General features: G+C 46.4%; 11 protein-coding genes. 5 read left to right on the forward strand and 6 right to left on the reverse strand.

Annotated elements, in window-relative coordinates; genetic code table 11:
* Nucleotides 1-91 precede the first annotated feature (91 nt).
* The gene (locus BMY16_RS05745; RefSeq protein WP_091840809.1) at nucleotides 92-1,618 is read left to right on the forward strand and encodes a carboxylesterase/lipase family protein; all 1,527 of its coding nucleotides are present in this window, start codon (nucleotides 92-94) and stop codon (nucleotides 1,616-1,618) included.
* Nucleotides 1,619-1,729: 111 nt separating this feature from the next.
* On the opposite strand, the gene BMY16_RS05750 is transcribed toward BMY16_RS05745, so the two are convergent.
* From BMY16_RS05750 to BMY16_RS05770, 5 genes are all read right to left on the reverse strand, one after another.
* Complete coding sequence (locus tag BMY16_RS05750) at nucleotides 1,730-3,454, reverse strand: RagB/SusD family nutrient uptake outer membrane protein (RefSeq protein WP_091840810.1); 1,725 nt, start codon at nucleotides 3,452-3,454, stop codon at nucleotides 1,730-1,732.
* Between the two features lie 27 nt (nucleotides 3,455-3,481).
* Complete coding sequence (locus BMY16_RS05755; RefSeq protein WP_244512924.1) at nucleotides 3,482-6,559, reverse strand: SusC/RagA family TonB-linked outer membrane protein; 3,078 nt, start codon at nucleotides 6,557-6,559, stop codon at nucleotides 3,482-3,484.
* 323 nt (nucleotides 6,560-6,882) lie between these two features.
* On the reverse strand, nucleotides 6,883-7,302 hold the full coding sequence (locus BMY16_RS05760) for an MgtC/SapB family protein (protein WP_244512926.1): 420 nt from the start codon (nucleotides 7,300-7,302) through the stop codon (nucleotides 6,883-6,885).
* A gap of 43 nt (nucleotides 7,303-7,345) precedes the next feature.
* The gene (locus BMY16_RS05765) at nucleotides 7,346-8,485 is read right to left on the reverse strand and encodes an N-acetyltransferase (protein WP_091841036.1); all 1,140 of its coding nucleotides are present in this window, start codon (nucleotides 8,483-8,485) and stop codon (nucleotides 7,346-7,348) included.
* 96 nt (nucleotides 8,486-8,581) lie between these two features.
* On the reverse strand, nucleotides 8,582-10,462 hold the full coding sequence (locus BMY16_RS05770; protein WP_091840816.1) for an AAA domain-containing protein: 1,881 nt from the start codon (nucleotides 10,460-10,462) through the stop codon (nucleotides 8,582-8,584).
* Between the two features lie 66 nt (nucleotides 10,463-10,528).
* Here BMY16_RS05770 and BMY16_RS05775 point away from each other — a divergent pair, with 66 nt between their 5' ends.
* Together BMY16_RS05775 and BMY16_RS05780 are read left to right on the forward strand one after the other, a co-directional pair.
* The gene (locus tag BMY16_RS05775; RefSeq protein WP_091840818.1) at nucleotides 10,529-11,341 is read left to right on the forward strand and encodes a bifunctional hydroxymethylpyrimidine kinase/phosphomethylpyrimidine kinase; all 813 of its coding nucleotides are present in this window, start codon (nucleotides 10,529-10,531) and stop codon (nucleotides 11,339-11,341) included.
* Between the two features lie 78 nt (nucleotides 11,342-11,419).
* On the forward strand, nucleotides 11,420-12,727 hold the full coding sequence (locus tag BMY16_RS05780; protein ID WP_244512928.1) for an RluA family pseudouridine synthase: 1,308 nt from the start codon (nucleotides 11,420-11,422) through the stop codon (nucleotides 12,725-12,727).
* A 12-nt stretch (nucleotides 12,728-12,739) separates the two neighbouring features.
* Here BMY16_RS05780 and BMY16_RS05785 read toward each other — a convergent pair whose 3' ends face one another.
* Nucleotides 12,740-14,230 carry a tetratricopeptide repeat protein gene (locus BMY16_RS05785; RefSeq protein WP_170836021.1) on the reverse strand — a complete coding sequence of 497 codons (1,491 nt, stop codon included), beginning with the start codon at nucleotides 14,228-14,230 and terminating at the stop codon, nucleotides 12,740-12,742.
* A gap of 349 nt (nucleotides 14,231-14,579) precedes the next feature.
* Between BMY16_RS05785 and BMY16_RS05790 the strand changes: the two genes are divergently transcribed.
* Nucleotides 14,580-14,960: a hypothetical protein gene (locus BMY16_RS05790; protein ID WP_139207137.1), complete on the forward strand. Its 381-nt coding sequence runs from the start codon at nucleotides 14,580-14,582 to the stop codon at nucleotides 14,958-14,960.
* A gap of 3 nt (nucleotides 14,961-14,963) precedes the next feature.
* On the forward strand, nucleotides 14,964-18,269 hold the full coding sequence (locus BMY16_RS05795) for a radical SAM/SPASM domain-containing protein (protein WP_091840823.1): 3,306 nt from the start codon (nucleotides 14,964-14,966) through the stop codon (nucleotides 18,267-18,269).
* Nucleotides 18,270-18,298: the final 29 nt, after the last annotated feature.

The raw sequence follows: 18,298 nt of genomic DNA on the forward strand, positions 1-18,298 counted from the left end.
CAAATGGCAAAGGAATAATCGCTTTTTTTTATTATCTTTGCAATGTAGAATTAATTCTCTAATCAACCTTATTTTTCAACTAACATTCATTATGAAGAAGCTATTTTTGCTACTGCCACTACTGGCACTGATGTTGGGCTGCACTTCGGGAGAGGAGAGTGCCCAATGTCCCGTACTGACCGTTGAAGGTGGTCAGATTCAGGGTATCGCTGCAGATAACCCTGGTGTATTTGTGTACAAAGGTATTCCCTATGCCGCCGCGCCTATCGGCGACCTGCGTTGGAAAGAGCCACAGCCTGTGGTGCCCTGGGACAGCATCCGCATCTGTGACCGCTTTGGGCATCCTGGCTATCAGGCCGTACACTATCCTGGTTACTACACTTCTGAGTGGGGATATGGAGACGAGGCTCCCTACAGTGAAGATTGTCTTTATCTGAATGTCTACACCAAGGCTCCTGGCCAGGTGGACAAGAAGCTACCCGTGGCCCTGTGGATCCATGGCGGCGGCTATCGTGAGGGCTGGGGCACCGAACCTGAGTTCGACGGACAGGAATGGGCCTCGAAGGATGTGGTGCTCGTCACCATCAACTACCGCCTCGGCATCTTCGGATTCATGCCTTATGGCGAGTTGTCGGCAGAGAGTCCCCATGGCGTTTCCGGCAACTACGGCATCCTTGACCAGATCCAGTCGCTGAAGTGGATCAAGGCCAACATTGCCCAGTTTGGCGGTGATCCTGACAATGTGACCATCTTCGGACAGAGTGCCGGTGCAGGTAGTGTGCGTACGATCTGTGAGTCGCCCCTGGCCCGAGGCCTGTTCCACAAGGCCGTCATCATGAGCGGTGGTGGATTGAACGTTCAGACAAAGGACAATGAGATGGCCAAGCCTGCTACGCCGATGGCCAAGTTCTTTACCTACAACCCCACGCTGAAAGAAGCTGAGGCAGAGACCAAGAAGGTGATGGACTGGGCTGGACTGACAGACCTGCAGAAGCTACGCGCTGCCTCTACGGAGATTCTCTATACCGTTTGTTCTATCTATAACATGGTCAACAAGAGCGACCTCTATGTGATGGAGCGTCCTATCGTCGACGGTTATGTATCACTGAAGAGCTTTGACGAGGCCGCCCGTGAGGGGTCGATTGCCGATGTGCCCTATATGATTGGCTATACGCTGAACGATCTTGGCTCGATGGGGCCTGGCATCGCCGAGTTCTGTAAGGTTCGTCAGGAGAAGGGTGGCAAGGCCTGGGCTTATGAGTTTGCACGTCCGTTGCCCGACGACGGTAAGCATCCAGAGATTACCAGCCGACTGAAGGGTGCCTTCCACAGCAGCGACCTCTGGTATGTCTTCAAGAGTCTGAAGCACTGTTGGCGTCCCTGGACCCAGGGCGACTGGGATCTGGCAGAGAAGATGCTGACTGCCTGGACTAATTTCGCCAAATATAGTGATCCTAACGGCAATGGTGAGGGTGAAGGCTTAGGCTGGGAGCTTTGCACAGCTGAGGAGCCTGATTTCATGCTCTTTAAGCTTGACGACAAGAATGCTGAGGCCTCAGAGATGGGTGAGCCCATCGCTCCAGAGCCTGCTCAGATTCCCAACTATTCCGTGAAATAATTCTTCTCTCTCTTTATTGCAAAAGCAAAGGTGCCGCGTCATCCCGACGCGGCACCTTCTTAATACCAAAACAATGTGTCTAATACTAACTATTATTATAGTGTAGTCTCATTAGTTGGCCCATGCACCCCATACCTGATGCATCTGGTCGTTAACCTCGACAACAGTCTGCGGGATTGGCCAATATTCGTTCTTGTTCTTTACAAACTCAAGCTTTACACCAGCATCGGCCCAAGGATGATGAACCTTGTAAACGAGCTTGTGAGGCTTTGTGCCACCTGACTGGAAGTACTCATCCCACTGCAGAGGAATATTGTCCAGAACCTTGTCGTAGCACTCCTTGGCAATGCCCCAACGTACGATGTCGAACCAGCGGCAGCCCTCGAACCAGAGCTCATACTGCTTCTCGTCCATCAGAACCTGCATGTCAACATTGTCAGAGATGGTCTTAGAACCGGCACGCTGCTGGATAAGGTTGATATACTTCTTAGCCTCTGCGTTGTTACCAGTTGCAAGGCAAGCCTCTGCGTAGAGCAGGTAAGCCTCACCCAGACGGGCAATACACAGGTTGGTGTTGTTACAGTTGTCACCTACAGAGAGGTCTACATCCTTAGGATGACACATCATCTTCACCTCCATCACGTCACTACGAGAGAAAGAACCTGCAGACTTGGTGATACCACGCTCCGGGTCGAACTCCTTCTGGGCACGAGTGGTGCAGGTAGCATCACTACGCCAACCGCAGAGTGTCTCGTCATAGAAGAACTCGTCAGAGGTCAGGAATGTAGCCTTACGACGATAGCTGTCGCCATCGTTAGCAAGCATCTTGTGAGCGAAGTCCTGGTTGATAGCGCCACCGCCCCAACCACCGGTAGAGCAGATCTGTGGGTTTTTGCCACCGCCCTGGATATCGTCACCACGCCAGTTGAGCACGTTTGCAACCATCCAACGGCCACGCTGGATGCTACCACCCCAGACACCACCGAGAGAAGTATTGGTCGTATAGTTGAACTCGAAGATCTTCTCTTCGCAACCGTCACCCTCAATATGGAAGAGGTCGCGGAAACGGTTACCCGGAACCAGTGCATAGTTAGAAGACTCTACCAGCGGCTTCAGCAGACTTGCAGCCTTAGCATTGTCACCAGCAAAGAGAGCAGCCTTACCACCAACGAACTGAGCAAAGCCCTTTGTTACGCGCCAAGCACCTTCCTTATCGGTCTGGCCTTTACGGTCGGGAAGATTATTAATAGCCTCTTCACAATCCTTCACGCAGAAGTCGAAGATAGCCTTCTGAGACTCAGCATTTGTCGGCTTCTCGGTTGTGATCAGGTGGTCAACCAATGGTGGACGATAATATACCTGTGCAGCCAGCATGTGAGCCCATGCACGCATAACCTTAGCCTCAGCTACTGCCTGCTTCTTCAAAGGCGTATCAGCAAGATCACCATCAAAATAGTTGATAACGAGGTTTGCAGAGTAGATAGCCTTATAGATGTGGTTATAAAGCGTACTGATAGGACCAGAGCTCGTGTCATAACGGAACTCGTCGAGGACACGGAAGTCGGCGTGGTCATTGATATCACCACCTGCAGAGAATACATCGTCGGAAGTATAGTTCAAGCCCATGATATAGGCGTTCCAGATACCCTCAGTACCACCAATCTCACCTATATATGTAGCATACATAGCGGTAACAGCAGACTCTGCATCAGCATCAGTCTTATAGAAGTTACCAGTGCTGCTGGTTGCTTTCTGCTCAACATCAAGTTTGTCGTTGCATGACGAAAGCATCATACCTGCAGACAGCAAAGCAACGGAAAATAATATCTTTTTCATATTTCTATTCGATTTTAAATTGTTCAATTAGAATGTAACACTTATACCAAGAACCATCTTTCTCATGTTAGGATATACACCCTTGTCAAGACCTGGGCAGTTGTACTCCTGAGTGCAGTTTTCAGGATCGAGACCAGGATACTTGGTGAATGTGAAGAAGTCATCGAGAGAGATGTATGCACGAACATTCTCCATATAAGCCTTCCTAGTAATGTTCTTTGGCAAGGTGTAACCAAGCTGAATCTGCTTGAGCTTGAAGAATGATCCATCATAAACCATGGCTGAAGAACGCCAGAATGTACCACTACCTGCTACAGAAGCGGCTGTAGGCATGTTACCATCCTTGAAGTCCTCATAAACGCCCTTGGCTACGTTGTTGTAACCTGTACGATAGAGACCGTAGTAAATATCGTTACCACCCTCACCAGCACCGAAGATGGTCAGGTCGATACCCTTATACTCAGCATTCAGTGTGATACCGTAAGTTACAGAAGGAAGACCAGAACCAACGTTGGTCATGTCCTCAGCCTGCGGGTCGTTGGTTGTACCACCGTCCTTTGTGTAATAAAGGGCAGTACCGTCAGCAGCTCTACCAGCATACTTATAACCACGCATGTACCAGATGGGCTCACCCTTCTCGAAGTAGCAGCGAACAACCTCAGGGCTAGAACCCTCAACAGTTGCACCGGCAATACGCTCGATAGAAGGATCAAGGTAAGTAACCTTATTCTTCAGAGTAGCGAAGTTTCCAGAAATGCTATAGTTGAAGTCACCAATATGATCCTTCCAAGTGAGTTCAAACTCAAGACCGCTATTCTCTACCTCACCGGCATTGATAGTCATTGAAGAGAAACCAGACTCAGGCATTACAGGAGCAGAAACGAGAAGGTCCTTTGTGGTCTTCTTATACCAGTCGATACCCAGAGAGAGGCGATCGCTGAAGAAACGGAGGTCGAGACCGAGGTCAATCTGCTGAGACTTCTCCCAAGTAAGGTCGGGGTTGGCAATACCGTTAGGCATAGAACCATAAGAAGCAGCGTTGGTTGCACCATACTGATACCACTGGCTGTTCAGAGAAATACCTGCGGTGTAGGCATAGTTGTTCAGCACGTTTACGTTACCGTTAGTACCCCAAGATGCACGGATCTTACCGAATGAGATGATGCTGGGATCAATGTTATTCTTGAAGAAGCTCTCGTTAGAGAATGTCCAACCTGCAGATGCAGAGAAGAAGTAACCCCAACGGTTGTCCTTAGACAGCTTAGAAGAGTCGAAAGCGTCGGCACGGAAGTTACCCTGCAGGCTGTAGCGGTTGTCGTAGTTGTAGAGAAGACGACCGAAGTAAGAGAGAGCACGAGTGGTGTTAGGCATACCACTGAAGTTCTTAACAGTGCTTTCGTTACCATTTACACAATTGAGGTAAATATAGTTGTCCTCGTATGCGTTCAGGATATCCGGACCCTGTGCATTGGCGCTAACACCGTTTGAGTCGTACTGACGATAAGACATACCGACCATCGCACCAACATTGTGCTTACCGAAGTCCTGGTTGTAGTTGATGAAGTTTTCCCACTGATACCAGGTAGAGTTGTTGCTGGCTCCCTCAATTCTATAGTTGTCACCCTTGGTCTGAGCATTCAGATAATATGGATACTCCCAGTTAGAGCTGTTGTTGAATGAGATACGATAGCCGAGACGAGAAGTGAATGTTACATATTTAATAGGTGTAATGTTCATGAAGACAGTACCATTGATGTTAACACCACTGTTCTTACCCTCTGCACGATCGCGCTGAGAGAAGGGGTTACCACCGGCAAGACGCTGGTTGAAATAAGAGGTGGCATAGTAGCCATTATTGTCACCGAAGAGCGTATAGTTTGAGTTACCAGCCTGGATTTCATTGTAGTAATTACGATAGTCACCCAGCATCTGCTCAGGCTTGGTCCAGTACATCGGAGTCAGCGGGTCGATGAGGAGCAGCATTTCGAAAGAAGAACCATAACCGTTCTCAGAAACGCCACGGGTAGACCATTTCTCAACAGAGGTGTTGGTACCGATCTGCAACCACTCCTTAATCTTATAGTCAGCATTGATCTGGGCAGTCAGACGCTCATACTTATCCTTGTTGCCCTTGACGATACCGTCCTGATTAACATAGCTTGCGCTCAGGAAGTAAGAACCGCGGTCATTAGCACCCTGGAAGGTCAGCGTGTGCTGCTGTGCCCAAGTGTTCTCGAAATACTCACCAAGCCAGTCTGTATTGGTGTTGGGGTTCCAACCATACTGAGTCTGAGCATCAGACATATCGGCATTGACGCGCTCTGCACCGAGCTGCATGGTCATCCAGTCCTTGAACTGGCTAGCGTTAAGGAGCTTACCTACGTGGCCAAGAGACTGGTTGGTAAACTTACCTTCATAAGAAATGGTACCCTGACCCTTCTTACCAGACTTAGTGGTAATCAGCACGACACCATTACCAGCCTCAGCACCGTAAATGGCAGCCGAAGCAGCGTCCTTCAGCACCTCCATTGACTCAATCATTGAGGGGTCGAGGTACTGGATGCTTGAAACCTGAAGACCATCGACAATCAACAGAGGACCGATGTTACTTGAGTTTGAAGAATATCCGCGGACGCGAATAGAAGCACCCTGACCAGGCTTACCAGAACTGTTCAGGATCTGTACACCAGCGGCCTTACCCTGCAGAGCAGCAGCAGCGTCAGTTGTAGAACGGTGCTTCAGATCCTCAGCCTTTACCTGGGCAACAGAACCTGTCAAGTCGCTCTTCTTCTGAACACCATAACCGATGACCACCACATCGTTCAGTGTCTGGGCGTCCTCATTCAGTGTGACCTGAATGTTGTTACGACCATTCACCTTCACGGTCTCTGTGGTATAACCGATGTAACTGATAACCAGTGTGGCATTGTTGTCAGCCTGAACACTAAAGTCACCATTGAAATCAGTAATGGCACCAGTCTTGGCGCCCTGAACTTTTACACTAGCACCAATGATTGGTTCGCCAGCTACATCCTTCACCGTTCCTTTTACTAGGCTCTGAGCCATAGCTCCCAGCGGGAACAAACAGAGCAGAAACAGTGCCATTAATGGCTTTTGCAGTGATTTAAAATTCCACATGATTTAATGAATTAGTTAGAAATTATAATGTATAAAAAGTTTGTTGACTTATATTTTTTCAAGTGTACAGCCCATCCCGGGTTCGCGCTTTTAACTTTCATTGTGCAAAGATATTACAAATTTAACTCATACACTTTATTATTTGTATCGCGGACTTTACCTAACGGAAACAATAGGCAAAAATGTTACATTTGGCAAAGTCTCTGTTACAAAACAAAAATGCCCCATTAACAAGCATTATTGTTATTGGGGCATAAAAGGGAGAAAACCTATCGACAGGATTTCGAGAATCAATCGTGTTTTCTCTTTTTATCAAACTTATGCAAGAAGAAATTGAAAGCTTCCAGTCCTACAAGTACCAAGAACGTGGAAGCGATAGACAATACATACATACCACCTCCGCAGGCCAGGCCAATGGCAGCGGTCACCCAAAGACCAGCAGCCGTAGTCAAACCACGGACCACATTCTCACTCTTATGGAAGATAATGGTACCTGCACCTATGAAACCGATACCCGACACCACCTGAGCAGCTACACGCGACACGTCCCAACGGTGCTCAGGAGTATGCATCGCCCCCTCAAAACCATAGGCCGACACGATCATAAACAAGGCAGAGCCTAAGGCCACAAGGAAGTGGGTGCGGAAACCCGCCTCTTTGGCACGGTACTCACGCTCCAGACCAATGGCACCACCCAATAGTGCTGCCACAAAAATTCTTAGAATAAACTCCAGTTCCATCGTATTTCAATTATTACTGATTACTGATCGATTTCCGATAGCATCGGTGCCTTCTGTGTATCGTGGCCTCCAGATACTGCCACTGTGAGAGAACACCTTCATTGGTCTCCATCTGCGGACCCGTCTCTGCCCACTCAAAGCCATACCGCTGGAACCAGCGGATAAGGTCGTCGAAGATCAGGGCGTTAGCGCCCTTGGCACGATATTCGGGCAGGACACCGATGAGCAGCAGATCGACAATAGGCGTCTTGTGCCATTTCAGGATCTTCAACAGATGCCACCAGCCAAAGGGCAGGAAACGACCGTCACGCGTCTTCTGCAATGCCCTTGAGAACGAGGGGAAGGTGATACCAAAGCCCACCATCTTGTCACCATCCATGATGGCAGTCACAAGATTCAGGTCGGCAATCTTGATATAGTCGTTGACGAGCTTATTAACTTGCGAGTCGGACAATTCAGAAAAACCATATAGATCCTTATAGGTGGCATTCAGCAAACGGAACACCTCATGCCCCCAGCCTTCGTCAATGAGTTCTTTACGGGTGAACTTATGCACACGGAGTCCATAGCGTTTACGCACCATCTCCGTGACCTTGGCAAACTTCTCAGGCACAACTTCGGGCACTTTCACCTTCGACTCCAGATAATCGTTGTCCTTCTTGAAACCAGCCAGCCGTTCCATGTGCTTAGGGTAGTAGGGGTAATTGTAGTTGATATACATCGTCGACAGCTGGTCGAAGCCCTCGACGAGCATTCCCTCACGGTCGGTATCGATAAAGCCCAACGGACCGGCAATCTCATTCATCCCCCGCTGGCGGCCCCACTCTTCCACTGTTTTCAGTAACGCTTCAGACACTTCCGGGTCATCGATGAAGTCAAACCATCCAAAACGTACCTGACGGCAGTTCCAGCGCTCATTGGCACGACGGTTAATGATGGCTGCTACACGCCCCACGACCTGACCATCCTTGTAGGCTAAGAAATAATCAGCGTCACAGCACTCAAACGAAGGATTCTTGTCACGACGGAGTGTCGCCATCTCGTCAGAATACAAATAAGGCACGGCACAGTCGTTGTCACGATACAGGTCGTAGTAAAACTGGATGAACAGTTTCAGTTCTTTCTTGGTGTTTACCTTCTTTATCTTTATCATCTCCATGAAAAGTGAAATCGACTGCAAAGGTACTAAAAATCAATTGCATAACAAAAGTTTTTCCTGTTTTTTTGAGAAAACGGAAAATAAAAGCACTTACAGCGCGTCGATATATTCGTAGAGTTTTTTATAAAAGGGGTGGCGAGTCATGGTAGAAGCATCGCCGAGGATGATGAGTTTCATACGGGCACGGGTAATGGCGACATTCATACGGCGCAAGTCACGAAGGAAGCCTATTTGCCCCTCGTCATTGGCTCGGACGAGTGAGATCAGGATGACATCACGCTCCTGTCCCTGAAAGCCATCGACGGTATTCACACTGATCAGATGGCGGTAAGGCTTGAAGAAATCCTTCTTCTTCAACAACCGGCGGAGATACTGCACCTGGGCCCGATAAGGGGAGATGACTCCCACGTCAATACGTTCGTCAAGGATGCGCTGTTTACCAATCTTACCGAAATAGTTCTCCAGAGCCATCAGCGTCAACTCTGCCTCTGCCTTATTGATACGTCCAAACGATTCACCGACAAACTCTTCCTTGAACAACGACTCTTCATTCTCAGGAAGTTGGAATTGTGAGGTGTCCACCCATGTCATGGGGATATCAAGATCGAGTATGCTGCGAAATTTCACCTCTGGCGCACTCTCCACCTGATTACCATAGAACCAGTCGCTGGAAAACCGCATAATCTCTTCGTTCATGCGATACTGCATCTTCAGTAGGGTGACCACCTCGGGCTTATTATCCACGATACGTTCCATGAGCGTCTTACCAAGGCCAGCCTTCAAAGCAGCAAAACTCTTGACCGTCGGTGGAAGCTGACAATGGTCGCCAGCAAGAATCACCCTTGACACCCTGCGGATAGGAATCCAGCAGGCGGCCTCCAAAGCCTGTGCGGCCTCGTCGATAAACAACGTACCAAACTTCTGTCCCTCCAACAGGCGGTTGGCAGAACCTACTAAGGTACAGGCGATAACCCGTGCCTCATCAAAGAGCTGAGCATTGATACGCACTTCGAGTTCTGTAGCCCGTTCCTTCAGGCGTTCCAGTTTCTGATGATACTTCTCATCACCTCGCTTGCGGTGGGCACGGAGCTCACGGATAGCCTTACGGATAGCCCACAACAACTCATAGTCGGGATGAGCCTCAAAGCGGCGCTCGTAGGTGAATGACAACATCTTATCATTCACGCGCGTGGGATTACCTATTCTAAGAACGTTGATACCACGGTCGACGAGTTTCTCCGAGATCCAGTCCACCGCCATGTTACTCTGTGCACAGACCAACACCTGATTCTCACGGCGCAGCGTCTCATAGATGGCCTCCACAAGCGTAGTCGTCTTGCCCGTACCTGGAGGGCCGTGGACGATAGCCACATCCTTGGCACGCAGCACTTTGTTGACCGCCTCCTCCTGTGTACGGTTCAGGTAAGGGAAGTGCATCGGTGCAAAACTGAAGGTCTCTGCCTGCTGACGGGAGTAGAAGAGATCACGCAGATAACCCAAACGCCCTTTCGCCTTTATAACACGGTCGAGCGCGTCGAACATCATCTTATAACTGGTCTCATCGAAAAAGAGCTGGACTCCTACGTTCTCTGCCCCTTGCACATCGATCAGCTGTCCGTTGTCTGGTACCGACACCACCATTCTGTCACCATCGACATAGCTGACGGTACCAGTGAAAGAGAAATACTTAATCTGATCCTTCTCGCCAACGCTGAAGAAACAAACAGGTTTTCCGAACTCGAAGTTATGCTCAATCTCCTCATCGCCCTGACGGTACACCTCCACCACCAATTGGTTAAGGGAGTTATAATAGCTCTTACCTATCTTCAGGGGATACCAGGCATCGCCACGCTTGACCTTCCGCAACAGCCCCATCTCCTCGGTCTGCTTGCGGAAAGACTCCTTCTCTGCCTGATACTCCAACTGGAGCAACAGACGCTGTTGCTGTAGTGCCTGTATCGGATTTGTCATAATTTGGCTGCAAAGTTACAATTAATTTTTGCAATATGCAAAAAATGTCGTAACTTTGCAGCCGAAATGAAACAGATACTTTTAATCAACGATGTGGTAGGCTATGGAAAAGTGGGTATGGGAGCCATGTTACCCATCCTCTCCTACCTTGGCATTCCCACGTACAGTCTGCCGACGGCACTCGTCTCGAACACGCTCGACTACGGATCATTCAACATACAGGACACCACCGACTATATCCGTGGCACGCTGCCCGTATGGAAGCAGCTCGGATTCTCGTTTGATGCCATCTGCACAGGTCTGATGTTCAGCGACGAACAGGCAAAGCTCGTGGCAGGTTATTGCAAGGAACAGGGTGATCTGGGGACCTGGGTCTTCGTAGACCCCATCCTTGGCGATGGCGGACGACTCTATAACGGAGTTAGCCAGAAACAGGTGGAACTGATGCGCGACATGGTGGCTGTGGCCCATCTCACCTTCCCGAACTATACCGAGGCCTGCTATCTGACAAATACACCGATTAAGATGGAAGGCATCTCCTGGGAAGAGGCAGGCGACCTGCTCGACAAGCTGCGCGACATCGGCTGTAAGTCGGCCCTTATCACCAGTTGTAAGATCGACGGCCAGAATGCCGTAGCAGGCTACAATCATTTTGAAGACCACTACTTCCATCTGGAGTATCACGAGATACCAGGACTTTTCCATGGTACTGGCGACATCTTCTCGGCTGTCCTCATCGGACATCTGCTGAATGGCGAGCCTATGAAGACGTCCACCCGGACGGCTATGGACACCGTGTTCCGCATGATCGACCGCTACAGGGATACCGATGACAAAAACCGAGGCATCCCCATTGAGAAGTGCCTCGATCTCTTGTGATTCATATAAACAAGCACAGATATGCTTTCATAAGCGATAACCGGGAAAGCTACGATACTTTGTATGGAATTTAGTTAAATGTCGTTAATTCATCTGTTAATTGCTGATTTACCACTGCCAGAGCGGTTTACCTATCCCTTCTGCTATGAGCCTCATCCGCTCTGCCAGATGGCTGCCGAGGAGGTAAAACGGGAGATTGAGCGCATCTTGCCGACGGAGGGAAAGATGTTTGGTGTGTTGGTGGTGAAAGCCGAACAGGGATTAGGTTTTTTGGCGGCTTATTCCGGACTTCTTGAAGGACGTAACGACTGGCCTTACTTCGTGCCGCCCGTTTTCGATGCCCAACAGCCCGAGGGTCATTTCAAACAAACAGAACGGGCAATATCAGCCAAGGGTGGCGACAAACAGATGTCACAGGAACTACAGTTATGGCTATTCCACCAATACCGGATGCTGAACGCCAAAGGCGAGACAAAAGACCTGGTGGACATCTGGCAGGACTATCATTGCTCTCCCCGGATTCGCAACAAATACCCCTTGCCGCCTGGTGGCACTGGCGACTGCTGTGCACCGAAACTCCTGCAATACGCCTTTAGCCATGGCTTAAGGCCCGTCTGCATGGCCGAGTTCTGGTGGGGACCTTCGCCAAAGAGCGAGATCCGTCATCACGGACAGTTTTACCCTGCCTGCCGGGGCAAGTGCAAGCCCATCCTCACCTGGATGCTGCAGGGTCTTGACGTAGACCCCAACCCGGAAGAAACTGGGGCATCCCATCTAACCATCGAAGTCATCTACCAAGACACGACGCTGGCCGTCATCAACAAGCCATCAGGATTGCTGAGTGTCCCTGGCCGTACGGAAGACCACTCTGTAGCCACCATCGCCATGGAGCGCTGGCCGGGTTCCTTGCCCGTCCACCGTCTGGATATGGGCACATCAGGACTGATGGTCATTGCCAAAACCAAAGAGGCCTATGTGTCGTTACAGGAACAATTCGTGAAACGCACCGTCAAGAAGCGTTATATCGCCCTCGTTGAGGGTATCGTGAAAGAGCCCAAAGGCCGTATCACCCTACCCTTGATCTTCGACCCGATGAATCGTCCCCGCCAGATGGTGGACTACCAACGGGGCAAGTCGGCAGTGACGGAATATGAGGTGCTTGATGCCAGAGACGGGAGGACTCTCCTCGCCCTCTATCCCCACACCGGCCGCACCCACCAGCTGCGTATGCACTGTGCCCACCCCGACGGACTAGGCAGTCCCATCGTCGGTGATGAACTCTACGGCCACAAGGCCGAACGGCTCTGTCTGCATTGTGACCAAATAGAATTCGCCCACCCCGTTACAGGTGAGCGAATGTCTTTCAATCTGCCGAATCCTTTTTAAAAAAGACCGTTTCTATTTTCTGTTTAAACGATGGCGATAGTTGCGGACAGTTGAATCGCTGACATTAAGAATCTCTCCAATCTGTTTGTCGCTGAAATGCATTTGCTCTAATATCAAATAGGTAGTGTGACGTAAGGTCAAAGACTGATAAGGCTTTATCATCTCATGAAACTCCTTGTTATAAGTAAAGGCATAATAATCTATAAAATCTTGCTCTTTCTCTTTGGAGAATTCATGAGGTTTATCCCCATTTGCAACCGCCTCGTAGACAACCTTGCCACTACCAAGTCTCATCGCTGTTGCTTGTTTCAGCTTCAGCATTTGCTCTTGCAGCAATTTCGCCTCCTCTTCAAACTCTGTTCCCATTGATGTCAGGAAGTCTATCCGCTGCTTGTCCTCATAGATTTGCTTGATGTTCTGATCTATGATACTCTTATAATCCTTATTTTTTCTTATGTAATAGATAACGACTATCAAGGCGATCATCAACACAGACATCGCAATCAAAGCAATTGTCAGCCAGAAATTCTTACGTTCTGTAAGTGCCTTTTCCACTACAGTTTTGTCATACCTCCGCTGTACTTCGGCCAATTCCAAGGTACGTTTCTGCTCTTGGTATGCCACATTTATACTATCTGCCTTAGCCACCTGCCATAACGCCCGTAGATAATCACCTCTTTCAATATACATATTTGCCAGATGTTTATAGGCTGTAATGGAGAATCTAGGTTCATTGAAAGTGATAGCCTTCTCCCAGTTTCTACGGGCTCCAATAGTATCTCCCTCTTGTTTGGCAATCTTGCCGAGCATAACGTACTCGTTTGCTTTAGGTCGTAATTTAACCGCCTCCTCAAGATACTGCTTTGCTTCAGGGTAGCGTTTGTTCTTTATCAGCGTATTGGCATAGTTGGCGTAAATACGTGCCTTATCCCGATCGTCGCACATGGAAACATAATACAACGACGAATCCCTATAATTGTTCTCAGCTTCTGTGTTACCCACTCTTCCATGATCAGAAGCCATATTCTCGTATGCATTTGCTATGTACATAGGGTTACCCAATCTTTTTGAACTAGCAAGAAACAATCTAGAATAGTGCATTGCAAGTTGCTGGTCTCCAATCTGAGCATTCATATTTCGAAGTGACTCATACAATTTAGCTTTCAGCGACTCATCATTGCCCTTGTTTGCCAACTCTTCAGCTTCCTTATAGAATAATACACCTTGCTCTTTGTTCCCCAATTCGTCATAGTTAATAGAGCCCTTATAATAATAGGCTATGGCCAGACGAGGTTGATTGTTATGTTGCTGGTAGTATGTTATACTATAGTTAATCAGCGAATCGTCTTTGAACGGCTTATATAATTTGTAGGCAGCCTCCGTCATGAGCAGGTTATAAAGTGCCTTCTCCTCTCCATCGCTTAAAAGCGAGGAGGGAATGTCTCTTAGCATTATCCAGGCACTGTCAGGATTATCTTCTATCACAGCTTCTGCTGCCTCCATCTGTTTTCGATATTTGGATACAGAGGAGCAGGCCATGCATATCAGTCCGCAACTCAAATAGAAAGCAAGTCTCTTCATGATAATTCAATTTGCTGCAAAAGTATGAAAATTAATTCTAAAATCGCAATTCCTTTTTGTTTTTTTGCATATTCTTGCCGTTTATTTGAAAAAACCGCGTCTCATTTTAATTTTTCCATTTCAGTCAAACCTCCACCTTTCTAATTGAAAATCAAAGCCTTACGCATCCAATAGGCAATGAGACGCACCATAAAAAAAGATGCCAAAAAGTTTGTTGGAATAAAAATACGATTATAACTTTGCCACAAGAAACAATTTAAAACATGCTGTTATGAAGAGGATTTATTTAAGAGTTATTTGCTTAGTTTGTCTGATAGCATTTTGTTCTACCATTTGCAAAGCTGATGGAGGAGAGCCGACTATACCTGTGATTACTGTTCCAAATAACAGCGATGAAGAGGGTGATTCACATCGCGCTCCAGCTCATATTGACGTGTATGCAGTCTTTGATACAACAGTTAGTACTTTGTCATTGATTGTCTCCCCCGATATTGAGATATCCGTGGTTGAAATTTACAAAAATGGGGTGTTAATTATTTCCGACAACATCCCCACCTTATATTATATGTTATCTTTTTATGGCAGTGGAACATACAGCATTGCCCTAACAACGAACGATGGTACAACCTATACTGGCAATTTCTATTTCTAACCGATGAAACCGAGTAAATACAATATCTGCCTGCCTTACGATGACAGATTTGTCATCTTTAATGGTGTGACAAAACGTTTCTTCCTGGTCAGCAGCCAGAATAAAGAGGCGTTCTTGCGGATATTGTCTACTCCCGACGAATACAAAGAGCAATACGCACCATTCCTGAAGCAAATGGCGGGTGAAGGTTTTATCATAGAAGATGATGTGGATGAGTTGGAGGTAATTAAACTGCAGTATCATGATCTGACACATGATAATAGTTATAAACTGATGATCCTGCCCACGTACGCCTGCAATGTCAGTTGCTGGTATTGCACCCAGAATCATCGCAATATGCAGTTATCCGATGATGATGTAGAAAGAGTCAAGAAGCATATTGCTTATTATCTGCCCCATAATGACATCAAGCGATTTCAGTTGGCATGGTTTGGCGGGGAGCCACTGCTATCATTCCACAGAGTTGAGGAGATTGCTTCATTTGCGAAGACATTCTGCCAAGAACATAGCATATCCTATCACAATACTATTACCACGAATGGCACACTACTGAGTCGACGTATTCTGGAAAAGATGAAGGATTTAGACTTCACCTTTTTCCAGATTACCGTTGATGGTACCAAGAATGAGCACGATAAAGTAAAGGTCATTAAGGGCAAATCGGCCTATGAGATGTCGTTGCGAAACATTTGTCTGATATCAGAGATTCTTCCCGATGCCGAGATTTGCCTGCGCTACAACTACACAACAGGTAACTTAAAGCCAGATGCATTTATAAAGGACTTAGAACAATACTTGCCAGAGAATATACGAAAAAGAATCAACCTTTCGGTTATGAAAGTGTGGCAGGAAGATGAGAATAATATTGATGAACAGAAAATAGATACGCTTGTAAACTCTGCCTCTGAAGACCAATTTCAAGTCAGTGTTGGACAAGGGTTCTCTCCCTGCTATGTAGATAGCCTACATTTCAATTCTGTTTTCCCTAATGGCAGGATAGGAAAATGCGATAACCTCGACCCAGAACAGGCACAGGGACATCTCACAGAAACAGGAGAAATTGTATGGGACAAAGATATCCCCGCAATGCATTTCACCATTTTCGATGACCAGGAATCGGAGTGTCAGTCATGTAAATACCTTCCCATTTGTTATGGCCCATGCCCTAAAGAACGGAATGAGGTATTCTTGCAAGGTAATCATCTCAGATGTAGATTTGCTGATGCCGACAGGTTATGGAACCTGAATATTATATATTATTGTCGCCATTTCTTATCTATATGTTTCCTTCTTTTATTTTCAGTAGGTGTTTTAGCCCAAAGTAATGATAGTATTTACAAAAGTGTTGAGCTTAAGGATGTTGTTATCAAGGGGAAGAATGTTGTCCATTATCCTGACAAGGATGTGTGGTTGATTACAGACAGCCTTCGCCATAACACGTATTCAGTGAATGAATTGGTAAAAAAACTACCTAATTTTCAATATAGTGACGCAAAAGACGAGCTGTCCTATCTCGGCTCAAATAATATCCTATTTCTGCTTGATGGAAAGAAAAAGAAAGGGAAATATATCGGTGAATTGGCAAATATACGCTTTGATAAGATAGAGATCATAGAACATCCGACTGGCAAGTATGAGGATTATCAGGTCGTGGTTAACTTGATAACTAAAGATAACTGGAAAGGTTATGATGTAAGGCTTTCCAATAGCGAGTATATCAGGCCCTCAAGTCCTTATGACGAACTTTTAACCTCATTTAATACCTCTGGTACATATACATATACACTTCCAAAGTATGATATAGCAGTACACTACGACTATGACCACTCCAACAGACACCAGCAATATGAGTATCGGACAAAGAATACTTCTTATATAGAGCAGACCATCGACAATGAAAAGCCAACGGATATTTTCTATAAAAACAAACATGATTTTTGGATAGACACCGACTTCAATCTTTCTAAAAATCATAGTATCTCGTTCAAATACAGTTTATGGAAATCTGCCAGTCACACTTATTTTTCTAAAACCGTGGAAAGATTATATCCCAATGATGATAAAGGTTATATAGTGAACGTCGACAGCAAACAGCATTATCAGGGTACCCAACATATCGGCACCATCGCCTATCAAGGAAAACTGAAAACATGGGATTTTTCTTCTGAGTTGACTTACGAAAAATTACTGAATAATCAGACCAATAGCTATACCGAAAATACACAAGAATTATATTACACCCCCTTTGACAACACTAAGAGCTATCTTTTCTGGGATATCAACGCCCAAAATAAAATCTATCGAAAAGCTACATTAAACATGGGCTATACCACTGTCAGAAGGAAGTATGAGAGCATAAGCCAAGGTACCATATCTGAAACTAACAGTTATCGTCACTCATTCTATGCATCCTTTTCCATGTCGCTTAACGAGAAACTGAGGGCTAAAGTAGGCGGACAGTTTAAGAACATTCGAGAAGAAAAAGACATACAGAATATCTTGGCTCTCAACGCATCCATAGAATATCACTTCAATAACAATTTTTTTTGTGACTTGTATTACAGAAATCAGACTCAATTTCCAAACCAACAGCAGTTGAATACTAATGGTAGATGGATTAATAGTTGCCTTTATATGGTAGGAAATCCCCATCTTAAAGCTGGAACACGACATTTGGCAGATTTTCTTTTTACCACCCCCCATGTCACCTTTGTGTCTTCGTTTAATTATACAGGTAATGGGATATCGCAGATTTACAAAGATCAAGGAGGCATAACGTTGTTGACATACGAGAATGTTAAGTCTTGGGAAAACTCTAATTCGTTGTTTCTACAACATTCACTAAATCTTTCAAAAGGAGAACTTGAGTTGAAAGGATACATCAAATTCATTACATCATATTCAAAATGGAATGGAAACACTCAAAAAACAAGTAATTGGTCTGGGGATATTGAGGTTGTCTATAGAATGAAGAATTATCCAACAATCAGTATCTTTTATGCCAAGGCCGCCTACAAGCAGCCAAGCGCTCAAGGTTGGACTACATCTGGCACGGACAGGTGCTGCCTCAATATTTATCAATACATGCTAAATAGAAAGTTACGATGGAATATCACCTATTATATTCCTATATCAAAGGGACTCAACAAATATAAGGAAGTATATATCGAAACACCTACTTACAGCTATTATTCATCATTGAACACCTATGAAGAAGAGAAAAATATGATTACGTTGAGCCTTACATATCGGTTTGCAAAAGGAAAACAAGTCAATAAAAGGAATACTGTTCAAAGTATTCAAAATTAGAATCAATATTAATCATCAAAAACAAAGCT

Origin of the sequence: Prevotella sp. ne3005 (assembly GCF_900110085.1) — a bacterium.
Classification (GTDB): domain Bacteria; phylum Bacteroidota; class Bacteroidia; order Bacteroidales; family Bacteroidaceae; genus Prevotella.